Raw genomic sequence first — 11919 nt, 5'->3', positions numbered from 1 at the left:
CCACAGCCAATCTGTCTCTGGGAAGATGGCACAGGGCCGACAAATGTGGTTTTGTATAGAAAAAATAAATATTTAGTTTTAAGTTAATTTTCACACGGTTGTTTCATCGACATCAGCAATAGTGCGATCGCGCCATCGCTACAGGTCAACAAAAATGAGTCGCTTTCAGGTCTTGCCCTTACCCATTAAATCTTACAAAATTGCTACATTTAGTGCCGGCACGGCTTTACTGCTGACAACTCTGTTACTGTTTTCCTTCCAGGCAGCTCCTGCAATCTTACTTTTGGCCGCTGCAATGGTTAGCGCTTGGTATGCTGGCTTAAAGTCCGCAGAACAAGAACTAGAAATAGAACGTAAGATTATTTCCAAAGTAATTGACACGACGGCTTGCTTGATTGTAGTTATCGACAGCCAAGGACGGATTGTCCGGTTTAACCAAGCTTGCGAAAAAACTACAGGCTACTCGACAGCAGAAGTCATCAATAAATCTGTTTGGGATGTGTTCTTAATCCCCGAAGAAATAGAGCCAGTGAAAACAGTTTTTACCCAGCTCAAAGTCGAAACTTTTTACAGCGAATATCAAAACTATTGGCGCACTAAGAACGGGGATAAGCGCTTAATTTCTTGGTCTAATACTGTGACCCTAGATGGCAATGGCTTGGTGGAATATGTGATAGCAACTGGCATCGATATTACTGAGCGCAAAGAAGCAGAAATAGCCCTTGCTTTATCTTACGCTCAGCTAGAAAACCGCGTCAAACAGCGCACAGCAGAACTGACAGTAGCTAAAGAAGCTCTGCAAGCTCAAGAAGAACGATTTCGCTGTTTGAGTTCCTGTTCGCCTGTCGGCATTTTTATGGCAGATTTTGAGGGGCGCTACACCTATGCAAACCCTCGCTGTCAGGCTATTTGCGGCTTAAGTTTGACAGAACTTTTAGGAGACGGCTGGGAGAATTGCATTCACCCGGAAGACTGCGATCGCGTATTGAGCAGATGGCTGGATTATACTCGGCAAGGTGGGGAATATGCGATCGAGTATCGCCTGCAAACAGCAGAGGGGATTGTCCGCTGGATTAACGTTTGTTCCTCGCCGATGTTCTCCGACTCCGGCGAACTCATCGGATACGTGGGCACGGTGAGAGATGTCACGGAAAGACAACAAGCGCAAGCAGCTTTGGCTAGCAGCGAACAGCAACTGAGAACGCTGCTAGAAAATACGCCAGATATCATTATCCGCACGGACAAAGAACTGCGTTATATGTATGTCAATCAAGCAGTTGAAAGAAGCCAAGGAAAACCAATTTCATTCTTCCTGGGTAAAACCAGTCAAGAAATAGGAATGCCGCCGGAACTGTGCCAGATGTGGGATGAAACCCTGCACAAAGTGTTAGAAACGGGTCAAGAAGAAATCATCGAATTTCAGGCATTTTCAACCAGCGGCCTCCGAAGTTATCAGTCCCGCATAGTTCCCGAATTTGACAAAGCAGGCGTCGCAGAATCAGCCTTAATTGTCGCCCGCGATATCACAGAAATAAAACTTGCGGAAACTCAAAGATTGCAGTTAACAATCGAGCAAACAGCAAGGGAAAAAGCGGAAATAGAACAGCAGCGCTCGGCATTTTTAGCTGAAGTCAGCAAAATGTTGGCTGCTGCGTTTGACGGGGAAACGGTGTTGCAAAAGGTAGCAGAATTAGCAATAAATTCGATCGCGGACGGGTGCTGCATTCATTTGACCGAAACCGACTCAAAAGTGCGTCTAGTCGCTGCAGCTCACGCAGAACCCTCTATGGTTGAGACTATTAATAACTTCAGCATCCGAAGTTTGAGCGCCGACAATGCTGTTAACGGCTATCCGCTGGTAATTCGCAGCGGAAAATCCGAACTAATTGCCGAAGTGGATGAGGAGATTTTAGCAGCAGGAGCCGAAAATGCTGCAGAATTGGAAATACTTCAATCGCTCAATATCGGTTCTCACGCTTGCGTACCGCTGAGGGCGCGCGGGCGCGTAATGGGTTCGATCAGTTGCTTTACCTCGAAGTTTGGGCGCGGCTACAGTGCAGAAGACATGGCAATGCTAGAAGATTTAGCATATCGCGTGGCGATCGCCCTAGACAACGCCAGACTTTACACAGAAGCGCAGGAAGCACTATCTCAAACATCGCAATCCTTCGCCTTAATTGACTCGCTATTAGAAGCATCTCCCCTAGCGATTTGCTTTCTGGATCGCGAAATGCGCTTCATCCGCATCAATCACGTCTTAGCAGAACTCAACGGTTTGTCAGCCGAACAGCATCTCGGTAAAGATTTCCGGGAATTGTTGCCAGAATCCGCCGCCAAGTTCACACCGATAATTCAGCAAGTTTTAGAAACCGGTCAGCCTGTTTTAAACGTAGAAATTAGCGGCGAAACTCATGGGAAACCGGGAGATTTAGGCTACTGGCTCGCCAACTACTACCCAGTCAAAAATGAAAAAGGAGAAATAATCGGAGCAGGTCTAATTATCACAGATATTACCGCAGCAAAACAAACAGAATTAGCTTTGCGGGAAAGCGAAATGCGCTGCCGCAGCGTGGTAGAATCTAACATGATCGGCATCGGTTTCTGGGATGTCAGCGGCGAAGTTACGGACGCTAACGACGCCTTGCTGGAAATGATCGGATATACGAGGGAAGACTTAGTTTCGGGACATATCCGCTGGCTCGAACTCACGGCGCCGGAATATCTAGAACTCGATCGCATCGCCATCGCGCAAGTCGAAGCAGAAGGAAGTTGCGCGCCTTTTGAAAAAGAATACCTCCGCAAAGACGGCACGCGCTTCCCAGTTTTAGTCGGCGGTGGAAACTTGCAAGGATACACCGACAGAGGCTCGTTCTTCGTGCTCGATATCACCGATCGCAAACAAGCCCAAAACCAGCTCCGAGAAAACGAAATTCGCATTCGCCGCCAACTAGCAGAACTCGACTTAGTTTACAACACCACACCGGTCGGGCTGTGCTTTGTCGATACCAATTTGCGCTACATCCGGATGAACGAATGCCTCGCTGCGATCAACGGCCGCACGATCGCAGATCACCTCGGGCGCACCATCAGAGAAGCGATACCGGAAATCGCCGATATGGTAGAGCCGATTTACCTGCAAGTGCTGGCGACGAAAACCCCCGTGCTCGACTTGGAAATGAAGGCCGCAACCCTGCAGCAGCCGGGAGTTGTGCGGGATTGGCAAGTCAGCTTTTACCCGGTCAGCGATGAATCGGGAACGCTGTTGGGAGTCAGCAGCGTGGTTGCCGAAATTACCGATCGCAAGCAAGCAAAACGGGTAATCCAGCAAAGCGAAGCTTTATTCCGGCGGCTGTTAGAGTCCAATATTTTCGGAGTCGCGATCGGCGATTTTACCGGCCGCATCGCCTACGCCAACGACTCCCTGCTCAACATGGTCGGCTACACCCGCTCAGACGTGCTCTCGGGTCAAATGCGGTGGGACAGGATGACCCCCCCCGAATACCTGCACCTCGACGCCAGGGCGACGCAAGAACTGCGGGCGTCGGGAGTCGCAACTCCTTTCAAGAAAGAGTACATCCGCAAAGATGGCAGCCGCGTGCCGATGCTGATGGGCGGGACGACTTTGTGCCCGGACGATCGCGAACCAGAGACGATCGTCGCATTCTACATCGACTTAACCGAGATATCGCGGGTGGAAGCAGAACTCAAAAACAATCAAGAACGGCTGCAAATCGCTCAGCAAGCAGGCAAAATCGGAACTTTTGAATTGAACATCCAAACCGGCGAGGTCGCCTGTACGCCGGAGTTAGAGGCTTTGTACGGGCTGCCGGGCGGCAGTTTAGACAGCTATCAAAGTTGGCTGGAAATGGTGCATCCAGACGATCGCACTGTTACCGAACAGCAGGTGCAAGCTGCGGGGGCTTCCGGGGAGGAATTAAACATAGAGTTTCGCATTTGCCGCCCGGACAAAAGCGTGGGCTGGATTGCTTGCAGGGCTAAGGTGTTTCAGGACGAGATCGGTTTGCCTCTGCAGATGATCGGGGTGAACGTCGATATCACCGATCGCAAAGAAGCAGAAGCAGCGCGATCGCACATCCATCAAACTTTAGAAGCCTTGATTCAGGCCTGTCCCCTAGCAATTACCGTTTTGGACTGCGACGACGGGACTGTGAAAATGTGGAACCCAGCATCCGAGAGGATTTTTGGCTGGCATGAATCAGAAGCCGTAGGTCAATTTGTGCCCAGCGTTCCCGCAGACAAGCGGGAGGAATTCACGGCTAATTTGAAAGGAATTCGCCAAGGAAAGGCGATCGCCGGCATGGAAACCCAGCGCCAAAGGAAAGACGGCAGGTTGATCGACATCAGTTTGTGGGCAACTCCAGTCCGCGACAGCAACGGCAATATCAACTGTATGTCGATCATTGCCGACATCAGCGATCGCAAGCAAATCGAGACCCAACGCGCTCAGTTGCTTGATCGCGAACAGACCGCGCGGGCGGAAGCAGAAGCTATCAGCCGCCGGAAAGACGAGTTTCTAGACTCTCTTTCCCACGAATTGCGAACGCCTATAAATGTGATTCAGGGGTGGGCACAGATCCTGCGCGCCCACCCCTACAACCAAGATAAATTAGCTTGCGGTTTGGAAGCCATCGAGCGTCAGTCGAAGGTGCAGATCCAGCTAGTGGAAGATTTGCTCGACGTTTCCCGGATTATTCAAGGCAAGCTGGCTTTGAAACCCGGCTGGTTCTACATGGTAAAGACGATCGAGGCGGCTCATAATTCAGTTCGTTTGACAGCCGAGGCCAAGTCTGTCACCGTTTCGTTAGAACTTCACCCTGCAGTCGGCTTGATGTGGGGCGACGCCCAGAGGTTGCAGCAGGTAGTGTGGAATTTGCTGAGTAACGCCGTCAAGTTTACGCCTTCGGGGGGAAATGTGGAACTGTGCTTGTCTGCGGTGGCTGTTAGCGGTTCCTCATCACCCAATTACGTGCAAATTACTGTCAGCGATACTGGAAAGGGCATTCCTGCTGATTTTCTGCCCTACGTGTTCGATCGCTTCCGACAAGCAGACGCCTCGAAAACTAAGGCTGAGGGCGGTTTGGGACTGGGATTGGCGATCGTCGAGCACTTGGTGCAACTCCACGGGGGCACTGTGACTGCGGAAAGTCCCGGTAAAGACCAGGGTGCGACATTTACGGTGACACTGCCATTCAAACAGCCTCGTAGTAAGCAGCGGCAGTTGAGAGGATAAAGGAAATCCGATCCAATGCCTCCGGGTATTTTGACTGGTTTAAAGGTGTTGGTAGTTGACGACGAACCCGACAACCGCCAGTTTTTGATGCTGGCGCTGCAACAGTGCGGGGCGACTGCGACGGCGGCTGCTTCGGCTGCGGAGGCGATCGACATTTTGCAGCAGTCGCCGCCGGATATTTTAGTCAGCGATATCGGTATGCCCGTTGAGGACGGCTACTGGCTGATCCGCAAAGTGCGATCGTCCGCATCCGACAAAATTAAGCGCTTGCCGGCTGTGGCGCTGACAGCTTATGCTAGCGAACAAGACCGAGAACGGGCGATCGCCACTGGTTACAACGAACACTTAACAAAGCCGATCGATCCCGCTCTCTTCGCCGCCGTTTTAGCCAAGTTAACAAATTTGCAGTAGGGCGATCGGGTTCGATGAACGCACAAATAAGATCATTGCCGTTTGATTCGGATTTGTATGATTTTAAATCTTGTAGGGAACGGGTTCACCAATAATAATTGCCCATAATCTACAATCTCATAAACCCGCCCCCGCTGGCTTTTAATTAACAACATGATGACCGATACACACAAAGTAATTAGAAAATTTATCGCACTTTTTCCCAGTAAAAATAAATCAAATTTCCAACAGCTAGAAACCAAACTGACAGAAGCAAATTTTCGCATCTGCGTCCAATCTTCGCGAGTAGTTGGCTATATTGCAATACGGTTCACTTAACACTATTTATGCCCCGGAGATCCCCTAAATCCCCCGAAAGCAAGGGGGACTTTGAGAGCTTTCTTGTCCCCCCCCTTTTTAAGGGGGGTTAGGGGGGATCTGTCTTAAGTGAACCGTAGTTGGCTATATTGAACCGGGCGGAAAATTTCACAGTTTTTAGGGCGCGCCAATTGCCGGGAAAGGCACGCTAAAGCAGTTAAAATAGGATGATCAGCGCAATTGATTTACACCCATGCCCATTTATCACTTCAACCGCCTAACCGCCAAATTTTTCAGCAAGCTGCCGCTGCGAACGGTTCTGATTGTTCCGTTTGTTTTGCAAACGGTAAGTGTAGTTGGGCTAGTGGGCTATCTTTCTTTCAAAAGTGGTCAGGAATCAGTCGAGGATCTAGCGCATCAGCTAATCGAACAAGTAGGAGAACGAATTAGCGATCGCCTCACGGATTATTCTGGGCTATCCTCAATTAACACTTTTTTGACCAGGCTGCAATTCTCGGCTTCAGGACAAACTTTTATTATGGATCGATCGGGCAATCTGGTTGCCACATCCACACTAGAAACACCCTTGGTGACGCCAACAAAAAAGCCACCGACGCCATTGCTAGCCACCAACAGCAAGGATGCCCGAACGCGAGATATTGCTCGACAACTCGCCAACCGATTTGGCAACTTCCGCACGTTGCAAACAACCGAGAAATTTACCCTGGCGAGCAAGGGCGATAGGCAGTTTGTCCGCGTCACTCCCTATCGAGATATCCGTGGCTTGGATTGGTTGATTGTGGTGGTGGTGCCAGAGTCTGATTTCATGGCTCCGATTCAAGCAAATACGCGCAATACATTATGGTTGTGTGCCGGTACGATGGCGATCGCGAGTGCGATCGGATTGTTGACTTCCCGTTGGGTAACAAAGCCAATTATGCGCTTGAATACCGCCGCCAAAAATGTTGCAAAAGGACAATGGGATCAACCTTTAGAAATTACACGCTTGAATGAAGTCGGAGATCTCGCCAATTCCTTTAATTTTATGACAGCGCAACTGCAACAGGCTTTTGCAGACCAAAAATCTTTAAATGAAGCTTTAGCGCAAAGAGAGAGCCAACTCAAGCACTTTCTCGAAACCATACCTGCGGGAGTATCTATCCACGATGCCTCGGGTAAAGTCGTGTACTTCAACCACACTGCCCAGCATTGGCTCGGCGTAGAAACTATTCCCGATGCGACTTTAGAAGAAGCAGTAGAAGTTTATCAAATCTACCGCCAAAACCAGCTTTATCCCACTGAAGAACTGCCCGCATTCCGAGCACTGCGCGGTGAAACGGTATTCCTTGAAGATGTAGAACTTTATCGAGATGGGCAATTTATTCCTTTTGAGGTGCGCGCCACACCAATTTTTGACGAAGGCGGAAACATTATTTATGCCATCAATGCTTTTTATAACATCGCACAGCGCAAACAATCAGAAAAAATATTAACTGACTACAATCACACTTTAGCAGCCGAAGTGGCCGAACGTAGCGGCGCCTTAGCTCGTGCTAACGAACTATTACAATATGAAATTGCCGATCGCCAATTGCTCGAACAAAAACTTTACACTTCTACTGAGCAATTTGTGAAAATATTTGAGTCGATTACAGATATTGTATTGATTTTTGATCTTCAAGAAGAAACCATCCAAATTATACCCACTAAGGGAATTTTTCAATACAACTATCAGACGAATCAGATCGACTCCATCATCGAACAATTTTTTCATGAGGCCAGGAAGGAGATTTATTTTGCTCAAGTTCGACAGGCATTGGAAACCCAACAAACTATAAGTTTTGATTACAGTCTGCCGATTAATAACCAAGAAGTTTGGTTTGCTGCTAAAATTTCGCCGCTGTCGGATAGCTCTGCGGTTTGGGTAGCGCGCGACATTAGCGATCGCCAGTTGGCGGAATCCCGACTGCTGGAAGCCCAAAAAATTGCTCGTATTGGCAGTTGGGAACACGATATCGCCACAGCAACAACCACTTGGAGTGAAGAACTCTATCGCATTTATGAGCTCGATCCGACTCAAAAACCGCTGCCCAGTGAACAATTAATCGAGCGTTTTCATCCAGAAGATCGATCGCGCTATCTGGCAATGGTGCGCGATCAAGCGATGAAGGGACAAAGCTTTGAAATCGATCTGCGGCTGATCCGAAGAGATGGCTCGCTCAGTTACATTGAAGTCCGAGGGAAACCTGTTTATGATGAAAAAGGGCAGTTGATCCGTTTGTTCGGCACTGTCTTAGATATTAGCGAGCGCAAACAAGCCGAGTCCGCTTTGCGAGAAAGCGCACAGAGAGAACAAGCCATCGCCCGATCGATCGATCGCATCCGTCAGTCCTTAGATATTGATACAATATTCAAAACCACAACCTCTGAACTGCGACAAACCCTAAAGTGCGATCGTGTCGGCATCTATCGTTTTAATCCTGATTGGAGCGGGGAATTTGTTGCCGAATCAATGGCTCCGGGCTGGATATCTTTGATGCAAAAACCCGACGATCTTAATTTGCCAAAAACTTTCGTAGAAGACTCTCGCTGTACCGTGAAAACTATGCAAGCCGGCGGTACACCAGTGCTGGATACCTATCTACAAAGAAATCAAGGTGGTATGTATGCTAGAGGCGTTCCTTACCGCATAATTGAAGACATATACAGCGCTGGCTTGAGTCCTTGTTACCTCGAACTTTTAAAACAATTTCAAGCTAGAGCCTACGTTATTTTTCCCATATTTTGCGGCAGTCAACTTTGGGGTTTGCTCGCCAGCTATCAAAATTCTGCACCCCGCACTTGGCGCGAAGCAGAAATCAATATTGGGCTGCAAATTAGCACTCAATTGGGAGTCGCCTTACAACAAGCTCAATTGCTCGAAGCCACTCAACAGCAAGCAGTACAGCTCCAACAAGCCGCCTGGGCCGCAGAAGCCGCCAACCTTGCCAAAAGCACTTTCCTGGCAAATATGAGCCACGAACTTCGCACCCCGCTAAACGCAATTCTGGGATTCTCCCAATTGATGCAGCGCTCTACCAACCTCACTCGCGAACAACAGGAAAATATCCGCATTATCAACCGCAGCGGAGAACACTTGCTCGCTCTGATCAATCAAATATTAGATTTAGCCAAAATAGAGGCGGGACGCATTACAATCAACCCAACAGACTTTCAATTAAGCAGCCTGTTAAACGATCTGGAAGAGATGTTTCAACTCCAGGCAATGGAGCAACAATTGCAGTTAATATTTGACTGCTCTAGCGAAGTTCCCGAATACGTGCAAACCGATCAACTTAAGTTGCGCCAAGTCTTAATCAATCTCCTCTCTAACGCCATTAAATTTACGAAACAAGGAGTAATTAGGTTAACAGTAAGTGCATTTATAGACCGTGAAAATCAGCAAGTACCAATCAGTAATTACCAATTACATTTTGAAATAGAAGACACGGGTTCCGGCATTGCTGCTGATGAGTTAGATAAACTTTTTCAAGCCTTTGTGCAAACCAAAACAGGAACCAAATCTCAGCAAGGAACAGGCTTGGGGCTGGCTATCAGCCAACAGTTTGTCAAGCTGATGGGCGGCGTGATTACTGTACGCAGTGAAGTTGGACGCGGCACCACCTTCGCGTTTGATATCCCCATCAGCGCCGTTGATGCCCCGGCGACTCAACCCGTACAGCCACCGCGTCGGGTGATAGCGCTGGAACGCAACCAGCCACGCTATCGTATTTTGATTGTGGACGATCAATCGGACAACCGCCAACTGCTGATCAAACTCCTCGCTGGCTTTAACTTTGAACTCGAAGAAGCCAGCAATGGCATGGAAGCTATTGAAATGTGGTCGAGTTTTGAGCCACACTTAATTTTTATGGATATGTGGATGCCCGTGATGGATGGACATGAAGCGACCAAACGCATTAAAGCCACCGTTAAAGGTCAAGCTACGGCAATAATTGCCGTGAGTGCCGGTAACGCCGAGGAAGCGCCAACCGTTACTGTATCAGATAATTGCGATGACTTTATCCACAAACCCTTTCGAGATACAGAAATTTTTGCCACCCTGCACAAACATCTGGGAGTGCGTTACATTTACGATGAACCGGAGAGTATTCCCGAGTCAAGTCAAATCGAGGCTCCGACTCCAGAGACTCTTGCAGCTTTACCCGCAGATTGGCTGGCAGCTTTAGAGAAAGCCACAATTGAGTGCGATTTAGAGTTAATTCTGATTCAAATTGAACTAATTCGCGATCGCAATGACGCTTTAGCTAGTGCTCTAGCCGCATTGGCTAACGAGTTTCAGTTCAATCAAATACTAGCTCTCATCCATCCCGAACCAAAATAATAAGGATATGAGATAGGTTTGTAATGAGTACGATCGTCCTCATAAAACCCCATCGGGCGATCGTACTCACTACAAACATATAAAGGTTATTTTACAGCACTAGATATGAATTACGAACCAACTCCCGTCTTCAAAGGGAATATTTTAATTGTTGATGATATTCCGGCTAATTTGCAACTTTTAGCTCAAATACTCTCGCAGCAAGGGTACAAAACACGCACCGCACCCGACGGCAAACTAGCGCTGCGGTCGATAGAGTTAACTCCTCCTGACTTGATTTTGCTGGACATCATGATGCCCGGTATGGACGGCTACAAAGTCTGCCAAGCATTGAAAGCTTCTCCCACAACCAAGGACATTCCCGTTATTTTTATCAGTGCTTTGAATGAAGTATTAGATAAAGTCAAAGCCTTTGAAGTTGGTGGTATAGATTATATCACAAAACCGTTTCATGAACAAGAAGTTCTCGCCCGCGTCTCAAATCAACTCGTCCAGCGCCAGTTGTTCCAACAAACACAATCCTATGCCAAGGAACTCGAACAAACCGTAACTGAACTAAAGAAAACTCAAGCTCAGTTAATACAGAAGGAAAAAATGGCTTCTTTAGGTCAGCTAGCGGCAGGAATTGCTCACGAAATCAACAATCCCGTCAGCTTTATCTACGGCAATATTGCTCTAGCGGCGGAGTATGCACGAGATTTGCTTCGCCTCGTTGAATTATACCGACATTACTACCCCCACCCCGTTGCAGAAATTATCGGCGAATTGGACGAGATTCAACCCGAATTCATCGCAGAGGATTATCCAAAACTGCTAAATTCGATGACAGAGGGTGCTTCTCGGATTAGCGAAATTGTGATGTCTTTGCGAAAATTCTCCCACCTTGGCGAACAAAAGTACAAGCCAGTGGATATTCATGAAGGCATTGACAATACTTTAGTTATTTTGCAACATCGGCTAAAGGGAGCAAACAAAGCTGGTGAGATAGAGGTCATTAAAAACTACAGCCAACTGCCAAGAGTCACCTGTTACGCCAGTGAGTTAAATCAGGTGTTCATGAACCTGCTAAGTAATGCTATTGATGCCCTGGAAACTCAACCTTCTCCCCGAAAAATTACCATCAGCACTTCAGTAGGTTTTGAGTCAGAAGCTGCGCTGCACAATCACGATTCAAAATTAGTCACTCGAAACAATCAATCCGTTGTGATTCACATTGCCGATAACGGTTGCGGGATGAGTGAGGACGTGCGCCACCAGATATTTGACCCATTTTTTACTACGAAGCCTGTAGGCCGCGGTACTGGATTAGGGTTGGCAATCAGTCACGATATTGTAGTGGAAAAACATCGAGGTCAAATCAGTTGTATTTCTGCTCCGGGTCGAGGGACAGAGTTAATTTTTCAGATTCCGATATCTGTTAAAGCATTTGACAGTTGACAGTTGACAGTTGACAGTTGACAGTTGACAGTTGACAGTTGACAGTTGACAGTTGACAGTTGACAGTTGACAGTTGACAGTTGACAGTTGACAGTTGACAGTTGACAGTTGACAGTTGACAGTTGACAGTTGACAGTTG

The 11919-nt window shown here is 47.9% G+C and carries 4 protein-coding genes; all 4 read left to right on the top strand.

Features of this window, described 5'->3' with window-relative positions; genetic code table 11:
• The first annotated feature begins 154 nt into the window (after positions 1-154).
• The 4 genes from QUA44_RS11080 to QUA44_RS11065 all read left to right on the top strand — a co-directional run bounded on the left by QUA44_RS11080 (position 155) and on the right by QUA44_RS11065 (position 11780).
• Positions 155-5251, top strand: coding sequence for a PAS domain S-box protein (locus QUA44_RS11080; RefSeq protein ID WP_333250335.1), 5097 nt, complete (start codon positions 155-157; stop codon positions 5249-5251).
• Positions 5252-5266: 15 nt separating this feature from the next.
• The gene (locus tag QUA44_RS11075; RefSeq protein ID WP_333250333.1) at positions 5267-5662 is read left to right on the top strand and encodes a response regulator; all 396 of its coding nucleotides are present in this window, start codon (positions 5267-5269) and stop codon (positions 5660-5662) included.
• 550 nt (positions 5663-6212) lie between these two features.
• Positions 6213-10343, top strand: coding sequence for an ATP-binding protein (locus QUA44_RS11070; protein WP_333250331.1), 4131 nt, complete (start codon positions 6213-6215; stop codon positions 10341-10343).
• Positions 10344-10448: 105 nt separating this feature from the next.
• Entirely contained in the window at positions 10449-11780 is a 1332-nt protein-coding gene (locus tag QUA44_RS11065; RefSeq protein ID WP_333250329.1) for a response regulator, read from the top strand.
• The last annotated feature ends 139 nt before the right edge of the window (positions 11781-11919 follow it).

The sequence above is a fragment of the Microcoleus sp. N9_A2 genome (genome assembly GCF_036701775.1).
Taxonomy (GTDB): Bacteria; Cyanobacteriota; Cyanobacteriia; order Cyanobacteriales; family Microcoleaceae; genus Microcoleus.
This window is presented reverse-complemented; position numbering and strand designations above follow the sequence as displayed.

Excerpts from the sequence above, each read along its gene's own strand:
- QUA44_RS11080 (WP_333250335.1), top strand. The coding sequence starts at position 155 with ATGAGTCGCTTTCAGGTCTTGCCCTTACCCATTAAATCTTACAAAATT.
- QUA44_RS11075 (WP_333250333.1), top strand. The coding sequence starts at position 5,267 with ATGCCTCCGGGTATTTTGACTGGTTTAAAGGTGTTGGTAGTTGACGAC.
- QUA44_RS11070 (WP_333250331.1), top strand. The coding sequence starts at position 6,213 with ATGCCCATTTATCACTTCAACCGCCTAACCGCCAAATTTTTCAGCAAG.
- QUA44_RS11065 (WP_333250329.1), top strand. The coding sequence starts at position 10,449 with ATGAATTACGAACCAACTCCCGTCTTCAAAGGGAATATTTTAATTGTT.